This window comes from Pedobacter chinensis, from assembly GCF_003339865.1.
In the GTDB taxonomy this organism is placed as follows: Bacteria; Bacteroidota; Bacteroidia; order Sphingobacteriales; family Sphingobacteriaceae; genus Pedobacter; species Pedobacter chinensis.
Genome location: NZ_QPKV01000009.1, coordinates 89866 through 107653 on the forward strand (window position 1 = coordinate 89866; position 17788 = coordinate 107653).

Genomic DNA, 17788 nt, shown 5'->3' on the forward strand with positions numbered 1-17788 from the left:
TTTTTAATTGAATGATTTTTTCGATCAACCAAAGTTGTCAACTTTTATAGCGCTGTAGTTAAAAAGTTGACAAATTAATCAATAACCTTTTTTAATTGAATGATTTTTTTGATCAATCCCAAAGTTGTCAACTTTTATAGCGCTGTAATTAGAAAGTTGACAAATTAATCAATAACCTTTTTTAATTGAATGATTTTTTCGATCAACCAAAGCTGTCAACTTTTATAGCGCTGTAATTAGAAAGTTGACAACTTTAATCATGCCCTTTCTTAATTGAATGATTTTTTTTCGATCAACCCAAAAGTTGTCAACTTTTATAGCGCTGTCTTTAGAAAGTTGACAACTTTAATCATGTACTTTCTTAATTGAATGATTTTTTCGATCAATCCCAAAGTTGTCAACTTTTATAGCACTGTCCTTAGAAAGTTGACAACTTTAATCATGCCCTTTCTTAATTGAATGATTTTTTTCGATCAATCCCAAAGTTGTCAACTTTTATAGCACTGTCCTTAGAAAGTTGACAACTTTAATCATGCCCTTTCTTAATTGAATGATTTTTTTTCGATCAATCCCAAAGTTGTCAACTTTTATAGCGTTGTAGTTAGAAAGTTGACAAATTAATTAATAACCTTTCTTAACTTAAAATGGGCTTATTGTTTTAAAGCAGTTTGTATATACCTTGTTTTACCTCTCTTTCAAAATCACTGACTCCAGCCAATAACGGAATGTTATAGTCATTCAACAGAAAACAAAAAAAGCCTCAACCAAAGGCTGAAGCTTTATACTTTAAGCTAATTTATCAGACTAAACACCCAATAACAATCTAGCAGGATCTTCCAATAATTGTTTTACCCGTACCAGGAAACCAACAGACTCACGTCCATCGATAATTCTGTGGTCATAAGATAAAGCTACATACATCATCGGACGAATAACCACCTCACCTTTTTCAGCAACAGGACGCTCAACAATGTTGTGCATACCTAAAATAGCTGACTGAGGTGCATTGATGATTGGAGTTGACATCATTGAACCAAACACTCCACCATTAGTGATGGTAAATGTTCCGCCAGTCATTTCTTCTATGGTTAATTTACTATCGCGAGCTTTTAAAGCCAATTCCAAAACCGATTTCTCAATTTGAGCTAAGGTCATGCTCTCTGCATTACGTATAACAGGAACCACTAAACCTTTTGGCGCAGAAACAGCGATGGAAATATCAACGAAATCATTGTAAACCAATTCTTCACCCTCTATGCGACCGTTAACCGCAGGGAAATCTTTTAAAGCTTCAGTTACAGCTTTAGTGAAAAAGCTCATAAAACCTAAACCAACACCAAATTTTTCTTTGAATTGATCTTTATATTTTCCGCGTAAGTCCATAATCGGTTTCATGTTAACTTCATTGAAAGTAGTTAACATTGCGGTTTCATTTTTAACGGCAACTAAACGTTTCGCAACTGTTCTACGTAGTGGAGACATTTTCTCACGACGTTCGCCACGGCTACCGACAGGGGCCGCAGCAGCAACAGGAGCACTCGCTTTTGGACTTTCGGCTTTAGCTTTTCCGCTTTCAGCTTTTACCGCATCATCTTTAGTAATACGGCCATCAACACCTGTTCCTTTTACAGCAGATGCTTCAATACCTTTTTCTGCAAGAATTTTTCCAGCAGCAGGAGATGGAGTTCCGGTAGCATAAGACTCTTGAGTCGATAGTCCTGAGTCTTGAGTCTTAGGTGTTTCAGCAACAACATCTGGTGTTTTCACATCCGACTTCGGACTAACAACTTCAGACTTAGGACTTGTTGTTGCACCACCATCTTCAATTTTACAAACTACTGCGCCAATAGCTAAAGTATCGCCTTCAGCAGCTATGGTTTTTAAAGTTCCAGCTTGTTCTGCGGTTAATTCGAATGTAGCCTTGTCTGATTCTAACTCTGCAATAACTTCATCCATTTCAACAACATCACCATCGTTTTTTATCCAACGTGATAAAACAACTTCGGTTATCGACTCACCAACTGGTGGAACTTTTATCTCTAAACTCATATTTTTAAAATTGTAATTTCTTTGATTTTTTGTCTTTAAATCTTGTATAAGCTGTTGAAAGAAAACCTTCAACCTTATGCCTTTTTATCTTCAACCTTAATCGGCTTCAGCCATTTTTTTACTTGCTTTTTTTGCAATATCTTTTACTTCTTCTTTTTTAACAGGTGCTTCAAGCGCCTTTGCTAAAATATAAGCTTGTTGATTGGCGTGTTGTTTTGCAAAACCAGTAGCTGTACTGCTGCTTTCTTTTCGTGAAATTACATTAATGCCTTTCAATTCAGTTTTGTATAACTTACGGAATAAATATGGCCATGCACCCATATTCTCTGGCTCCTCCTGTACCCAGAAAATTTCTTTGGCATTTTTATATTTTTTCTTAACCGCTTCCATTTGGTCAACAGGAGTTGGATATAATTGCTCAACGCGAACCAACGCCACATGTTTTACCTGATCAGCCTGCTGTTTTTCAAGCAATTCGTAGTAAATTTTACCACTACAGAAAATAATACGCGTAATATCTGCAACCTTTGCGTTTACATCATCAATTACCTCTTTAAAACCACCTTCTGTAAATTCTTCTAATTTAGAAACGCAGGCAGGGTGGCGTAATAAACTTTTTGGCGTAAATACAACCAACGGTTTACGGAAATCGCGTTTAAACTGACGGCGTAAAACGTGGAAGAAGTTTGCTGGAGTAGTACAATTTGTAACCTGCATGTTGTAATCAGCACAAAGTTCCATAAAACGCTCAATACGTGCTGAAGAGTGCTCAGGGCCTTGACCTTCATAACCATGAGGCAATAACATTACCAGGCCATTTTCACGTTGCCATTTTGTTTCAGCACTTGCAATGTATTGATCAACAACAATTTGTGCGCCGTTAAAGAAATCACCAAATTGTGCTTCCCAAATGGTTAAAGCATTTGGGTTAGCCATTGCATAACCATATTCGAAACCTAAAACACCATATTCTGATAAGTGCGAATTGTAAATATCAAATGGCGCCTGTTGATCTGAAATATTTGCCAATGGTACATATTCTTCCTCACTATCTTCTAAAGTTAATACCGCATGGCGGTGCGAGAACGTACCACGCTCCACATCCTGACCACTTAAACGAACACGTTTACCTTCTGATAACAAAGTTCCATAAGCCAGTTGTTCACCCATTGCCCAGTCGAAGACATGCGTATCGTTGACCATTTTGGTGCGTTCAGCAAATAATTTTTCAATTTTTTTGAAGAACTTTTTATTAGATGGTAGAGTAGTGATGCGTTTACCAATTTCTAATAATGTAGATTTTTTAACTGCAGTTACCGGAGAAGATTCGAAATCTTTTGGTGTAGCCATCCGTAAATCTGCCCAGGCACCACCGAATTTAACTTCACTGCTACCTGCTACAAATTCTTTAGCTTCATTTAAGCGTTCTTGTAAAATTCCACGGAAATCTTTTTCCATTTCTTTTGCCAAGCCAGCTTCCAGCTTACCCTCTTTAGTTAATTGGTCAATATAAATTTCCCTTGGATTTGGATGTTTTTCAATTGTTTTGTACAATAAAGGCTGTGTGAATTTAGGTTCATCAGACTCATTGTGCCCGAAACGACGGTAGCATAAAATATCAATGAAAACATCATTTTTATATTTCTGACGATATTCCATCGCTAAATTAATGGCATAAACCAAAGCCTCAGGATCATCACCGTTTACGTGGAAAACAGGAGATAAAGTTACTTTAGCAATATCTGTACAGTAAGTACTGGTGCGGGCATCTTTATAGTTTGTGGTAAAACCGATTTGATTATTAATCACCAGGTGAATTGTTCCACCAGTTTTATAACCTTCCAGTCCTGCCATTTGAATCACTTCATAAACAATACCCTGACCAGCAACTGAAGCATCACCATGAATCAAAATTGGTGCTAAACGGCTGTTATCACCTCCATATTTGAAATCAATTTTTGAACGGCTCATTCCTTCAACAACACCATCAACCGTTTCCAGGTGTGATGGATTCGGGCAAAGACTTAAGTGAACACTTTTACCTGTAACAGTGGTAACATCGGTAGAATAACCTAAGTGATATTTTACGTCACCACCAAAGGGAGTATCTGGATTGTAACTTTTACCTTCAAACTCAGCAAAAATATCTTTATAAGTTTTTTGCATAATGTTAGCCAACACATTCAAACGACCGCGATGGGCCATACCAATTACAAATTCTTCAATACCTAAATCAGCACCTTTCTCTATAACTGAATCCAATGCTGGAATTAAAGCTTCCGCCCCTTCTAAAGAAAAACGTTTTTGACCTAAGAATTTTGTACCCAGGAAATTCTCGAAACTTACAGCCTCATTTAATTTTCTAAGGATACGTTTTTTCTCATCGATTGAGAAGTTAGGTGTGTTACGTGCACTTTCCATTTTCTGTTGAATCCAGTTCAACACCTCAGGAGTACGTAAAAATTTATATTCAGCCCCGATAGAGCTTGTATAAGTCTGTTTTAAGAAAGCAACAATATCTTTCAATTTTGCTGCACCAATACCAATTTCAACACCAGAGTTGAAAACAGTATCCAAATCTGAATCAGACAAGCCGAAATTAGAAAGATCTAAACTTGGCTGGTGTTTACGTCTTTCGCGAACCGGATTGGTGTGTGTAAATAAGTGCCCACGACTTCTATAACCATCGATCAGGTTTAAAACACTAACTTCTTTTAAAAATTGTTCAGGGGTTTCTGCGGTTGTTGCTGGAGCCTCTGAACCTCTTCCAAAATCAAATCCTTCAAAAAATTTCTGCCAACCAAATTCAACCGACTCAGGATCTTGTTGATACGACTGATATAATGACTCTATATATTCGGCGTTTGCGCCGTTAAGATAAGATAATTTATCCATTATTAACTGTTTACTATAAGCATTACAAAATTAGAATTTTACCTTATATAAATGGCAAAAAACTCGATTAAAATAAATGATTGAATTTTAAATGAGTGATTTATTTAATTATTCAATGAGAGAATGGCTGGATGAGTGAATGTATTTTACAACGGAACAAAATTCCATATTTAAAAATCTCTCGTGCTATCATTTCATCACGATGCCCAGGTTAAAGCATAGTTTCCTTTTGGATCCAAATTTTTGATGTTCTTATCTAAATCGAAAACACTTTTCGTTTTTTGATCATTGCCAACACCTGCCATATTTGCCCAATTGCCCCAGTTACTGGCCGGGTTATAATCAATCAGTTTTTCTTCGAAATATGCCGCTCCGAAAATCCAGCTTACTTCTAAATTATTGATGAGGTACAAGGCCGCGGTTTGACGGGCAATATTTGATATAAAACCAGTTTGATTCAGTTCCGTCATCACTGCATCAACAACAGCGAAACCAGTCTGTGCACTCTTCCATTTATTAAAGTTTTCCTGTTCATTTTCAATATCAACTAATCCCTGGCTACCAAAGCCATTCGGATTAAAAAATGTATTTCCATATTTTTTGAACATGAAACGGAAATAGTCTCTCCAAAGCAATCCCAGTAAAACATGATTAAACATGGCTTTGGTATTTTGCATCCCTTCCATTTTCTTAATTTCCCAGTAAACTTTACGGGGAGATAAGCAACCAATGGCTAACCAGGCAGAGAGTTTTGAGGCAAGAATTAGGTTTTTTGAGGTTGCGGCTTGTTGCATGGCGACGATAACTTTTTGCAAATGCGCTAAACCTTCCGCCTCACCTCCCGTAAATTCAAAATCAGATCGCTGATCTTTTTGTTGCGGAGAGAGATTTAATTCTTCTAAAGAGGATAATATTCCCCAATCGATGACTTCGGCAACATTAATTCGATCTGGTGCCAAAAAACATGGTTTAATGATCGAGTCGCGTTCTATTTTCTTTTTGAATTGATTAAAGGCATCAGGAATATCTTTAATCGGAAAAGGCAAATCCTCTTTATTATATAAAGTATGACCGATGAAATGCTTAAGATTTATCCGCAATTTCCAAAGCGCATTCTCTACCAAGGTAGAAACATGAGTTTCTTCTCTTGCTACTTCGCGGTGATGGTAAACTTCGGTAATTTCGTATTCCTGAACAAGTTGGGGAATAATCTCTTCCGGATTTCCTTCCGCAATGAGTAGATTTCCACCAATCTGCTTTAATGAATTTCTTAAACCTAAAACACTTTCGAGAATGAATTGCGCTCTAATATTGCCAGTTTTAAGCGTTCCGTATTTCGTTTCCCCAAAAAGACGGGAATCTAAAATATAAACAGGCAAAATCGAATCAGATTTAGCAATAGCCTCTACCAGCATTTCATTATCATGCAAACGAAGATCATTTCTAAACCAGACTAAAATTTTTTTGGACATCTTTTCTTAAAAAAGGGTGTTAAGAACGCAATTACAAATTTATCTTATTTTTTGTCTGCATCAAAAGCCTGTATGATTCTTTACAAATAGGCAACAAAAAACATTCAATTATAGAATACCTGGAAATAACACATCCTTAATCCAAATATTGATTCAACACATACATAATAAGAAAAAATAATGAAACAAATGCTCATCAGTTTGCTGTTTCCGCTCAGCGTATTTGCACAGCAACAAATTAAAACTAAAGCTACCTTAGAAAAAGTTACCGTTTACAACAATGGTGCTCAGCTTACACATATCGGAAAAGTAAATCTCCCTTCCTGAACATCAGAAATAAAGATTTTTTAAATAAACCAGGTACAACATCTGTGGGTCAGGGATTTTTTGTGCCTATCAATGATGTGCTTTTGTAATTTACCGTTAATCATAATTTTAACTTAGAATTCTTAAAGAAATAATGTCCCGCAGATTTAAGAAATTACGCAGACTTTATTTTATCTGCGTGATCAGTGGCATCTGCGGGAAAATACCTGAATAACCTCCAAACGCTGGAACACAAAAATTAATAAACAGCACTACTCCGTTTCAAAAACAAAATTCAGCAGTAAAACAGGCACAATGCCCTGTGGGATAGGGATTTACTTCATAGCTGCTTCACGGTCTTCACTGCGTTCAGAATGACAATTATTTTTGTTTTTTCCTTAACTTAATGACATCGGATTCTACCTGCTCGGGAAGGACGGCAAAACAAACTGAAAGCAAGAAGTTTGAATGATGGAAGAGACGAGAAATGAATCCAAAAACTAAAACCCTTTTGCATCTTTAGTGTTTTAAAAACATGGTAAAAAAGATTCTGATTACGGGAGCGACCGGACTTGTGGGCACTGCACTCAAAAAGCATTTACTAAACAAAGGCTATGAGGTAAATACGCTTTCCCGAAAAAAGAGTAGTGATCCAAACAATTTTGTATGGGATATTTACAAAGGAACCATTGATGCTAAATGTATTGATGATGTGGATTCGATCATCCATTTAGCCGGAGAACCAGTGGCAGATAAAAAATGGACAGATGAGCACAAAAAGCAAATTATTGATAGTCGCGTAAAATCAACAGAATTACTTTTTAAAACAATCCGATCAAAGCCTGATCATCAAATCAAATCCTTTATTTCTGCTTCTGCTGTGGGTTATTATGGAGATTGTGGAGATGAAATTCTTACAGAGGAGAGTCCGAATGGATATGGCTTTTTAGCAGAATGCTGCAAGCTTTGGGAAGATGCGGTTGATCAGGGGAAAAAGTTAAGCCTGAGAATTGTAAAACTACGTACCGGTATAGTTTTTAGCAATGATGGCGGTGCGCTACCACAATTGGACAAATCCGTTAGATTATTTGTTGGTTCAGCATTAGGTACAGGAAAACAATGGATTCCCTGGCTGCATATAGATGATATGGTAGAGATGTATATTTATGCAGTTGAAAATGTGAAAATGGAAAATTGTTACAATGCCTGTGCACCTTTTCCAGTTACCAATAAGGGGCTGACCAAAGCAATTGCCAAACATTTACACCGACCATTCTGGCCGGTTAAAGTTCCAAAAAAGGCAATTGAATTATTGATGGGCGAAAGAGCTGAAGCAATTTTAATGAGTAATAATACTTCTGCACAAAAGATTTTAGACACAGATTTCAAATTTAAGTTTACAGATTTGGATGAGGCTTTGAGAGATCTCTATGGCCAAGCTCCCTTAAAGAGGAAACATTAAATGGAGAAGCATGGCTGCAAGATAAAACCTTCAGGAGCTGTGGGGATTTTCTGGTTCCGTCGCGATTTACGTTTAGAAGATAATGCAGGCTTGTATCATGCACTTACTAGTAAACATCCGATTCTTCCTCTTTTCATTTTCGACAGAAACATTCTTGATAAATTACCCAAAGATGATGCCCGGGTCACTTTCATTTATCAAACCGTTGAAAATTTAAAAAAGGAACTTCAAAATCACGGATCAGATTTACTGGTCAAATATGGTATGCCGGAAGAAGTTTGGCCCGAAATATTAAAAGACTATGAGATCAAAGAAGTTTACACCAATCATGATTATGAGCCTTACGCCCGCGAACGTGATCATAACGCAGCTGAATTTTTAATCAGTGAAAAAATTGCCTTTAAAACTTTTAAGGATCAGGTCATTTTTGAGAAAGGTGAAATCTTAAAAGCTGATCGAACACCTTATACTGTATTTACACCATTTTACAAACAGTGGCTTGCTAAGTTGAATGATTTTTATATCAAACCCTACCCTACAAAAAAATATTTTAATAATCTTTTTAAAACGAAACAGTTGCCATTACCCGGCTTAAAAGAAATGGGATTTAAAGAAAGTAATTTGGATTTCCCAAAAATCAGTTACCAAAACAAGTTGGATGATTATGCAAAAGAAAGAGATTTCCCTGCTTTAGATGGAACAACGCATATTGGTTTACATTTACGGTTTGGAACATTAAGTATTCGAAAAGCGGTAAAAGATGCACTCGAAGCAAAGGCAAATGTTTGGCTTTCTGAATTGGCCTGGAGAGAGTTTTACATGATGATACTCTGGCATTTTCCGTATGCCGCTTTTGACTCCTTCAAAAAGCAATATGATAAAATTAAATGGCGCAATGATGAAAAAGAATTTAAGGCCTGGTGCGAAGGAAACACTGGTTACCCGATTGTTGATGCAGGCATGAGGCAGCTTAACAAAACGGGTTGGATGCATAACCGGGTACGCATGATTGTTGCCAGTTTTCTATCCAAACATTTATTAATCGATTGGCGCTGGGGAGAAACCTATTTTTCCGAAAAATTACTGGATTATGAAATGGCCAGCAATGTTGGTGGCTGGCAATGGGCTGCAGGATCAGGAAATGATGCCGCTCCTTACTTTAGGGTATTCAATCCGGAACTTCAAACTAAAAAATTCGATCCCAGGCAAGAGTATATCAAAAAATGGGTGCCGGAATTTGGGACCAAAAAATATGCCCAACCTATAGTTGAGCATACATTTGCACGAGAAAGAGTGCTTAAAGTTTTTAAGGAAGCTTTATCTAGTTAGTTACACTAACAATTTCGATATCGAAATCCAATGGTGCATTTTGAGGAATTGTTCCACCATTACCTCCACTTCCGTAAGCATATGCTGATGGAATAAGCATTCTAAATTTAGTTCCTACTTTGAATTTTGGAACCATTATTTGCCAGGCTTGAATAAGGCCGGATAATGTTGTTGAAAAAGTTCCATCGGTGGAAGAATCAAATACAGATCCATCTAACAAACGGCCGGTATATTTAATTACAACAGTACTTGTTTCTGAATTAACATCGTCACCAGTTCCTAATGTATTTACAATATAATAAATTCCACTTGGATCTTTTGTTGCAGTCAATCCTTTAGAAGTTAAATAAGTTGTAATTCTATTATCATCAAGCAGTGCTTGTTTTTTATAGGAATATGTAGTAATTAATAAATCAATTATCTCATTTGAAGGGATATTGCCAGCACCATTTCTTCCAAACGCCAAATAAGAAGGTAATAATATTCTTGCTGTACCTCCAGGCTTCAATGCTTGAATCGCTGTACGTATTGCGGGAATATTATATGAACCAGAGTTTGTAGAGCTTGAAAGTGAGGAATTGTAAAACTGATTCGTATATCCCACAAATGTACCCAGATTGCCCAATAAAGGAGACTGAAGATATGTGGTTCCGCTTGATAAAGACTTTACCGTTAAATTGTAAAGAACAGAATCTGTATTTTTAAAACTATCTCCGGTACCAGGAGAGGTTATCTGATAATAAAATCCGCTTTTATCCGGATCTTGTACCATAACTGATGTGAGATTATTTTTAGAGATAAAAGACTGAATAGCACTGTCATCAATTGATTGGATGCTTTCATACTCTTTTTTACACGCAGAAAAGAGTACAGTAGCCAAAATGAATAACAGGCTAAGTTTGGTAAATTTGTTCATTTAGTTTGTAACGTCTGTAAGTGTTATGTTAAAATCAAGGATAGAATTTGCAGGCAAGATATTGCCTTGAGCCACATTTCCATAACCATAGAACGATGGAATGATTAACCGGATTTTTCCACCTTTTTGTATTTTCGGAATACCAAGTTGCCAGCCGCCAATTACTCTGCCAAGCGCAAATGTTATTGGTGTTCCTTTAGAGCTATCGAAAATAGTTCCGTCTAATAATCTACCCTCATAATCGGCTGAGATTTGTGTAGCTGAATTGTAAACAACGTTACCATTACCAGGTTCAATAATCTGATAGAAAATCCCATATTGATCTTTAAGAGCGGGAATATTATTAGCTTTTATAAACGCCCTGATTGCGGTTGTATCGGCTCTAAACTGAGGTTCAGGGTCATAAACATCCACGCTTTTCTTACTACAGGCAGCAAAGCATCCGGCAATGCAAACCAATAATATCATATATCTAAACTTAACCATCATCCGCAAAAATAAGCTTTTAATATGGATGCTACAATTTTTAACCTATTTTAACAAATGTATAAAGCGAAAAGACCAAAGCTGAAAGACTAGAGCAACATAGCTACAAATTATACAGGACTTTGTCATCTGTTATTTGAGCCCAGTCGGGTTTTTCAGCTTTGGTCTTTAAGCTTTTGGCTTTTATAACCTTAAAAAATATATTTGTTCGCTTCAATTAATTGCTGTGCAACTCTTTGGCGGGCATCTTTAACATTAAACGGCTCTACTTTAGTAAAACGGCGTAAACCGACTAACATCATACGCTGCTCATCACCCTCTGCGAAAGCCCAAAGCGCTTCTTTACCTGCTTTTGCAATTCCATCAACAGCCTCAACCATGTAAATCTTCAATAAATCTAACTGACCAGCCGCTGCTTCTTCGCCACGCATAGCAACCAATTTCTCTGTTCTGAGTAAAGCTGATTCAAGCACATAAACATAACCAGCCATATCAGCAATGTTCATTAAAATTTCCTGCTCTTTGCTTAATGTCATCATTAATTTTTGAACCGCAGCACCGGCAACCATTAAAGTTGCTTTCTTTAAATTCGCTAAAACTTTTTTCTCCGCGGCAAACAAAGTAGTGTCTTCTTCACCGAAATCAGGAATACTCATTAATTCTGCCGCAACTGCTGTTGCCGGGGTCATTAAATCCAACTCCCCTTTCATGGCACGTTTCAGCATCATATCAACTGTTAATAAACGATTAATTTCATTTGTTCCTTCAAAAATTCTATTGATACGGGCATCGCGATAAGCCCTGTCCATTGGTGCATCGGCACTAAAACCCATACCGCCATAAATCTGAACGCCCTCATCAACGGTATAATCCAATGCCTCTGAACCCCAAACTTTAAGTATGGCACATTCAACCGCAAATTGCTCAACAGATTTTAATCTGGCTTTGCCAGATTCCATTCCACCTGCCACCAACTGATCGTATGTATCATCAATATTTTGTCCTGCACGGTAATTTGCTGCATCAACTGCATAAAGTTTAGATGCCATTTCAGCAATCTTAAAACGGATAGCACCATATTTAGAAATCGGACGACCAAACTGGCTACGTTCATTGGCGTAGTTAATGGCTGTGCTCAACGTAACCTTCGAGGCACCAATTGCAGCTGCAGATAATTTAATACGGCCAATGTTTAAAATGTTTACCGCGATTTTGAAACCATTTTCTCTTTCGCTTAACATATTCTCAACCGGAACCGGGCAATCATTAAAGAAAACCTGACGGGTTGACGAACCTTTGATGCCCATTTTATGCTCTTCCGGATTCATTGTGATACCGCCAAAATCTTTCTCTACAATAAATGCAGTTAAGTTTTTATCGTCATCAATTTTGGCAAAAACAATAAAGATATCTGCGAAACCGCCATTGGTGATCCACATTTTCTGTCCGTTGATGATGTAGTGTTTACCATCCTCGCTTAATTTTGCCTTGGTTTTGCCTGAGTTTGCATCTGAACCTGAATTTGGCTCAGTTAGGCAATAAGCTGCTTTCCATTCGCCTGAACCTAATTTGGGAATATATTTGGACTTTTGCTCTTCATTACCATAATATAAAATTGGCAAAGTACCAATTCCGGTATGTGCTGAAAGCGCAACCGCAAATGAGTGACCTGCACCAACCACATCAGCAACCAGCATTGAAGTGTTGAAGTTTTTACCAAAACCACCATATTCTTCAGGAACAGAAACTCCAAGAATACCCAATTCGCCCGCTTTAGTTAAAAGCGTTGGCATCAATTCAGGATCTTCCTGTTTATCAATTTTATCTAAATTTGGATAAACTTCAGCTTCTAAAAAATCGCGGCAAGTTTGCGCAATCATTTGTTGCTCTTCATCAAATTCTTCAGGAATAAATACATCCTGGTAAGTCGTTTCCTTAATTAAGAATTCACCGCCTTTAATTGTTTTTTTTTCAGTTGTTTCCATTTTAATAGTATCTAGTAGCGAGTATCAAGTATCAAGACAAAGTCCGGAAACGAGAATCACTAAGTTAATTAGTATTTAGTAGTGAGTATTGAGACAAAATCCAGAGCCACTACGTTTATAAGTATTTAGTAGCGAATATCAACACAAGTCTAAAAACTTTAAATCGCCAATATTTTATATTTTTTAAATTTGCCTGGAATCTTGATACTTGATAATCATATCTTGATTCTTAAGACTACTTAAATTAATTTTCTTTCTAACGAGTAAACCATTTTCTGAATTTCAGTTGTTTTTTCAATTAAGTTAGCGGCCAAACCATCATCTAAAAGTTCAAGCATATTGGAAATAATTATCTGGGTTTCCAACTCAAAAGCCGAACCTTGGCTTATTGTTAAAAAATGTTTGAACTGAGCACCACTTCCTCTACCAGAACCCTCAGCAATATTTGAGGGAATTGAAACTGAACATCTTTTCATTTGTGAAATTAATCCAAATTTTTCATCACTAGGCAAAAGCAATGTCGCTTTATAAACCTCAACAGCTAATTCAATAGATTTTTGCCAAACTTTTAATTCTTTAAAATTGTGCATGTGCTTTTAGTTTTAAATTATGAATACAAATATGTTCGGGATGAATTTGTTATGATGCCACTAAAGCGTTCGCTATTCAATCTTGATACTTGATACTCATATCTCGATACTAATTACAGCAACTCAAAAATCCCCGCTGCACCCTGCCCTGTACCTACGCACATGGTTACCATTCCGTATTTCTTGTTTTGTCTTTTCAGCTCATTCATCATTTGAACAGTTAATTTAGCACCCGTACAACCCAGCGGATGCCCTAATGCAATGGCGCCACCGTTTACATTAATGATATCCGGATTCAAATCCAATGTTCTGATAATGGCTAAGGATTGAGATGCAAATGCCTCGTTCAATTCAATTAAATCAATATCATCTTGTTTCAAACCTGCTTGCTTCAATGCTTTTGGAATAGCTTCAATCGGACCAATTCCCATAATTCTTGGCGGAACACCTGCTACACCGTAACTTACCAATCTTGCAATCGGCTCTGCATTCAGCTCCTTCATTTTCTTTTCAGAAACCACTAAAACAAATGCTGCACCATCAGATGTTTGCGAAGAATTACCAGCGGTTACGCTTCCAACAGCATCAAAAACAGGCTTTAATTTTGCCAATTTTTCCAGAGTGGTATCGGCACGCGGACCTTCATCTGTATCCACCACATAAGAACGGGTTTTCTTTTTAAGGTGCTCATCCAGATAATTTTCATTTACCGTGATGGGCAACACGCCATCTTTTAAATGACCATTTTTGATGGCATGGATTGCTTTTTCATGAGATTTCAGAGAAAATGCATCCTGATCCTCGCGGCTCACGTTGTACTCTTTGGCAACGGCCTCTGCCGTTAAGCCCATTCCCCAATACCAATCCGGATTATTTTTCGCAACCTCAGCATTTGGCACTAATTTCCAACCACCAAAAGGCATTCCACTCATTACCTCAACACCACCGGCGATAATACAATCAGCCATTCCAGCCTTAATTTTGGCAACTGCAGTAGCAATCGTATCCAAACCTGATGCGCAATAACGGTTTACTGTAACTCCTGGAACTTTGTCGGTATCCAAACCCATCAGCGAAATCATTCGGGCAATATTCAACCCCTGTTCTGCTTCTGGCGTGGCATTGCCTACAATTACATCATCAATTTGTTCTTTATCCAAATTCGGAACCGACGCGACTAAAGCTCTAATCACTTCTGCGGCCAGATCATCAGCTCTCGTAAAACGGAATACCCCGCGTGGCGCTTTGCCAACTGCTGTACGATATCCGGCTATAATATATGCTTCCATTCTATTTTAGTATTTCTTATGGCGCTAGCCAATATTATCTTTTTAATTGCTTTGTCATTCTATTGCTCCTTGCCGTGGCTAAGCAAGTTCACATCTAATTCCTCAACGGCTTTCCTTTAGTTATTATACTTTGAATACGTTCTAAACTCTTGCGTTCTCCCGCCAGCGATAAAAATGCTTCTCTTTCCAAATCCAATAAATATTGTTCGCTTACTTCGGTTGGATATGACAAGTCACCGCCGCACATCACGTAGCCTAACTTCTCTGAGATTTTTTTATCATGTTCGGAAATGAAATGACCGGCATACATGCTGTTTGCGCCTGCGTAAACAATTCCCAAGCCTTGTTTTCCTAAAACCTTAATGTCAGTTCTTTGAACAGGTTTAGTATAACCCGCATCGGCCAATTCAATCGCTTTAGCTTTAGCGTCGGCCAATAAACGGTTACGGTTCATCGAAATGGAGAATTTATCTTTTTGCAAATAACCCAACTCATAGGCTTCGTATCCGGAAGTGGAAACCTTAGCCATTCCGATGGTTAAGAAACGATCTTTCAAGGCATTTTGAACAATTTGATCATCTTTAAATTCATCAGATGCACGTAAAGCGAACTCTTTTGTTCCGCCCCCGCCAGGAATAACGCCAACACCAAATTCGACCAATCCCATATAAGTTTCAGCAGAAAGCTGAACATGATCGGCATGTAAACTGAATTCGCAGCCACCACCCAAGGTTAAATTATGAGGCGCAACCACAACAGGAATTGAAGAATAACGAATGCGCATTGAAGTATTCTGGAACATACGGATGGCGATGTTCAATTCATCCCACTCCTGCTCAACCGCCATCATGAAAATCATACCGACGTTAGCACCAGCAGAGAAATTTGCGCCGTCATTACCGATAACCAGGCCGCGGTATTCTTTTTCGGCCATATCAATTGCTTTGTTAATTCCTGCAATTACATCGCCGCCAATGGTATTCATTTTGGTATGGAATTCGACATTTAAAATGCCATCGCCTAAATCAATGATCGAAACACCAGAGTTTTTCCAAAGCGTTTTGTTATCCCTGATGTTATCCAGAATAATAAATTCATCAGTTCCGGGAAGTGTTTTGTAAGATTTAGATGGAATGTCATAATATTTTTTCACACCACCTTCAACTTTGTAGAATGAAGTATTTCCGGCATCGAGCATTTCATGTACCCAGGCCGCAGCCTTATTTCCATATTGCTCCATTCCTTCGATTGCTTCTTTCACGCCAACGGCATCCCAAAGCTCAAACGGACCCAATTCCCACCCGAAACCTGCACGCATGGCATCGTCAATTCGATACAGCTCATCAGAAATTTCGGGAATTCTATCCGATACATATTCAAATAATCCGAAAGAAGAATGGCGGAACAACTCGCCTGCTTTATCTTTTCCCTTTGCAAAAATCTTCATGCGTTCGCGAAGATTTTCAACCGGCTTCGTCATTTCCAAAGTGGCCGATTTTACTTTTTGCTGAGGTTTATATTCTAAAGTTTTTAAATCCAACGCAAGGATTTCAGTTTTACCTTCGGCTGTTTTAGTTTTTTTATAGAAGCCTTGTTTGGTTTTATCGCCAAGCCATTTATGCTCTTCCATTTTTTGCACGTATGCAGGAAGTTTAAACAGTTCATGCGCTTTATCATCCAGACAATTATCATAAAGTCCTTTTGCCACCTTAATCATGGTATCCAAGCCTACCACATCTGAAGTACGGAAGGTGGCCGATTTTGGCCTGCCTAAAGCAGGTCCAGTGAATTTATCGACCTCTTCAACCGTTAAATCCAGTTTCTCAACCAAATGCAACAGTGCCATGATTGAATACACACCAACGCGGTTTGCAATAAATGCAGGCGTATCTTTACATAAAACAGTTGTTTTACCTAAGAACTTATCGCCATAATGCATTAAAAAATCTACAATTTCTGGTTTGGTATATGGCGTTGGAATAATCTCCAACAATTTTAAATAGCGTGGTGGATTGAAAAAGTGAGTTCCGCAAAAATGGGCTTTAAAATCTTCACTTCTGCCTTCTGCCATTAAATGAATGGGAATACCCGATGTATTGGAAGTAATCAGCGTTCCGGGCTTACGGAATTGTTCTACCTGCTCAAAAACCTTCTTTTTGATGTCAAGATTTTCTACAACAACCTCAATCACCCAATCGTAACCGGCAATTTTTGGCATATCATCGTCGAAGTTTCCGGTTTTGATTTTATTCAATACCTTTTTAGAATAAACCGGAGATGGATTTGTTTTTACAGCGGTTTGCAGCGCTGTATTTACAATACGGTTTTTTACCGCTGGTTTATCTAATGTCAATCCTTTTGCCTGCTCTTCGGGGGTCAGGTCTTTAGGGGCAATATCCAAAAGCAAAACCTCTACGCCAATATTGGCGAAGTGGCACGCAATACGCGATCCCATAATACCTGAGCCTAAAACAGCAACCTTATTAATGCTTCGTTTCATTATAAATTATATTTAATCTACAGTATATGCTACTGTTATATCATTTAATTTTATCAATAAATTAATGAATGTTTCTTTTTCTTTTTTAGTGAAATGTTCATCCAGATATTCATTGAATTTGCGCACAACGCCTTTTGCCAGTTGTTTCTTTTCTTTTCCAAAATCGGTCAGGAAAACTTTCACAGAACGTTTATCACCAATAGAAGTTTCACGATAAATAAGATTTGCTTCTTCCATGTTATTCAACATGCGCGACAAACTTGTAGCTTTAACACCAAGCAATGCAGCTAAATTTGAAACAGCAGTACCTTCTTCGTCATTAATATTAATAAGCATATACCCGATGGCCTGCGTAATTCCAAAGCCAGCTGCCATTTGGTTGTACTTATTAAACATATTTTGCCAGGCAAACTTGATATGGTAATCTAATGTTTGTTGTTGTTTCATTCTGGTGTTTTTATTATGCTTGCATAACAAAGCTAATGAATGTATTTTGTTAATGCAACACC

13 protein-coding genes are annotated in these 17788 nt (G+C 37.5%); 3 read left to right on the forward strand and 10 right to left on the reverse strand.

The features are described from left to right. Window positions 1-804: 804 nt before the first annotated feature. The 3 genes from odhB to DU508_RS19140 form a co-directional block, all read right to left on the reverse strand. Entirely contained in the window at window positions 805-2049 is a 1245-nt protein-coding gene (gene odhB / locus DU508_RS19130) for a 2-oxoglutarate dehydrogenase complex dihydrolipoyllysine-residue succinyltransferase (protein WP_115404374.1), read from the reverse strand. A 96-nt stretch (window positions 2050-2145) separates the two neighbouring features. Further along, complete coding sequence (locus tag DU508_RS19135) at window positions 2146-4944, reverse strand: 2-oxoglutarate dehydrogenase E1 component (RefSeq protein WP_115404375.1); 2799 nt, start codon at window positions 4942-4944, stop codon at window positions 2146-2148. A gap of 197 nt (window positions 4945-5141) precedes the next feature. Then, window positions 5142-6416 (reverse strand): DASH family cryptochrome, encoded by a 1275-nt coding sequence (locus DU508_RS19140; RefSeq protein ID WP_115404376.1) that lies wholly within the window; start codon window positions 6414-6416, stop codon window positions 5142-5144. A gap of 180 nt (window positions 6417-6596) precedes the next feature. Between DU508_RS19140 and DU508_RS23920 the strand changes: the two genes are divergently transcribed. The 3 genes from DU508_RS23920 (at window position 6597) to DU508_RS19150 (ending at window position 9513) form a co-directional block, all read left to right on the forward strand. Next, window positions 6597-6743, forward strand: coding sequence for a hypothetical protein (locus DU508_RS23920; protein ID WP_158542213.1), 147 nt, complete (start codon window positions 6597-6599; stop codon window positions 6741-6743). 514 nt (window positions 6744-7257) lie between these two features. Continuing rightward, the gene (locus DU508_RS19145) at window positions 7258-8184 is read left to right on the forward strand and encodes a TIGR01777 family oxidoreductase (protein WP_115404377.1); all 927 of its coding nucleotides are present in this window, start codon (window positions 7258-7260) and stop codon (window positions 8182-8184) included. After that, window positions 8185-9513 (forward strand): cryptochrome/photolyase family protein, encoded by a 1329-nt coding sequence (locus DU508_RS19150; protein ID WP_115404378.1) that lies wholly within the window; start codon window positions 8185-8187, stop codon window positions 9511-9513. It begins immediately after the preceding gene. Here the strand turns inward: DU508_RS19150 and DU508_RS19155 are convergent. The 7 genes from DU508_RS19155 to DU508_RS19185 form a co-directional block, all read right to left on the reverse strand. After that, window positions 9506-10429 (reverse strand): FKBP-type peptidyl-prolyl cis-trans isomerase, encoded by a 924-nt coding sequence (locus DU508_RS19155; RefSeq protein WP_115404379.1) that lies wholly within the window; start codon window positions 10427-10429, stop codon window positions 9506-9508. The genes DU508_RS19150 and DU508_RS19155 overlap by 8 nt on opposite strands. Continuing rightward, window positions 10430-10918, reverse strand: a complete 489-nt coding sequence (locus tag DU508_RS19160) for an FKBP-type peptidyl-prolyl cis-trans isomerase (RefSeq protein ID WP_233509677.1) — start codon at window positions 10916-10918, stop codon at window positions 10430-10432. A gap of 188 nt (window positions 10919-11106) precedes the next feature. Beyond that, window positions 11107-12900, reverse strand: a complete 1794-nt coding sequence (locus DU508_RS19165) for an acyl-CoA dehydrogenase family protein (RefSeq protein ID WP_115404380.1) — start codon at window positions 12898-12900, stop codon at window positions 11107-11109. A gap of 239 nt (window positions 12901-13139) precedes the next feature. Beyond that, a complete protein-coding gene (locus tag DU508_RS19170) occupies window positions 13140-13490 on the reverse strand; it encodes a four helix bundle protein (RefSeq protein WP_115404381.1) in 351 nt (116 codons plus the stop codon). 113 nt (window positions 13491-13603) lie between these two features. Then, complete coding sequence (locus tag DU508_RS19175) at window positions 13604-14779, reverse strand: acetyl-CoA C-acyltransferase (protein WP_115404382.1); 1176 nt, start codon at window positions 14777-14779, stop codon at window positions 13604-13606. 94 nt (window positions 14780-14873) lie between these two features. Next, on the reverse strand, window positions 14874-17279 hold the full coding sequence (locus DU508_RS19180) for a 3-hydroxyacyl-CoA dehydrogenase/enoyl-CoA hydratase family protein (protein WP_199562748.1): 2406 nt from the start codon (window positions 17277-17279) through the stop codon (window positions 14874-14876). Between the two features lie 12 nt (window positions 17280-17291). Further along, window positions 17292-17726 (reverse strand): MarR family winged helix-turn-helix transcriptional regulator, encoded by a 435-nt coding sequence (locus DU508_RS19185; RefSeq protein WP_115404384.1) that lies wholly within the window; start codon window positions 17724-17726, stop codon window positions 17292-17294. Between the last annotated feature and the right edge of the window lie 62 nt (window positions 17727-17788).

Excerpts from the sequence above, each read along its gene's own strand:
- DU508_RS19180 (WP_199562748.1), bottom strand. The coding sequence starts at position 17,279 with ATGAAACGAAGCATTAATAAGGTTGCTGTTTTAGGCTCAGGTATTATG.
- DU508_RS23920 (WP_158542213.1), top strand. The coding sequence starts at position 6,597 with ATGAAACAAATGCTCATCAGTTTGCTGTTTCCGCTCAGCGTATTTGCA.
- DU508_RS19160 (WP_233509677.1), bottom strand. The coding sequence starts at position 10,918 with ATGATGGTTAAGTTTAGATATATGATATTATTGGTTTGCATTGCCGGA.
- odhB (WP_115404374.1), bottom strand. The coding sequence starts at position 2,049 with ATGAGTTTAGAGATAAAAGTTCCACCAGTTGGTGAGTCGATAACCGAA.
- DU508_RS19145 (WP_115404377.1), top strand. The coding sequence starts at position 7,258 with ATGGTAAAAAAGATTCTGATTACGGGAGCGACCGGACTTGTGGGCACT.
- DU508_RS19185 (WP_115404384.1), bottom strand. The coding sequence starts at position 17,726 with ATGAAACAACAACAAACATTAGATTACCATATCAAGTTTGCCTGGCAA.
- DU508_RS19170 (WP_115404381.1), bottom strand. The coding sequence starts at position 13,490 with ATGCACAATTTTAAAGAATTAAAAGTTTGGCAAAAATCTATTGAATTA.
- DU508_RS19135 (WP_115404375.1), bottom strand. The coding sequence starts at position 4,944 with ATGGATAAATTATCTTATCTTAACGGCGCAAACGCCGAATATATAGAG.
- DU508_RS19165 (WP_115404380.1), bottom strand. The coding sequence starts at position 12,900 with ATGGAAACAACTGAAAAAAAAACAATTAAAGGCGGTGAATTCTTAATT.
- DU508_RS19155 (WP_115404379.1), bottom strand. The coding sequence starts at position 10,429 with ATGAACAAATTTACCAAACTTAGCCTGTTATTCATTTTGGCTACTGTA.
- DU508_RS19175 (WP_115404382.1), bottom strand. The coding sequence starts at position 14,779 with ATGGAAGCATATATTATAGCCGGATATCGTACAGCAGTTGGCAAAGCG.
- DU508_RS19150 (WP_115404378.1), top strand. The coding sequence starts at position 8,185 with ATGGAGAAGCATGGCTGCAAGATAAAACCTTCAGGAGCTGTGGGGATT.
- DU508_RS19140 (WP_115404376.1), bottom strand. The coding sequence starts at position 6,416 with ATGTCCAAAAAAATTTTAGTCTGGTTTAGAAATGATCTTCGTTTGCAT.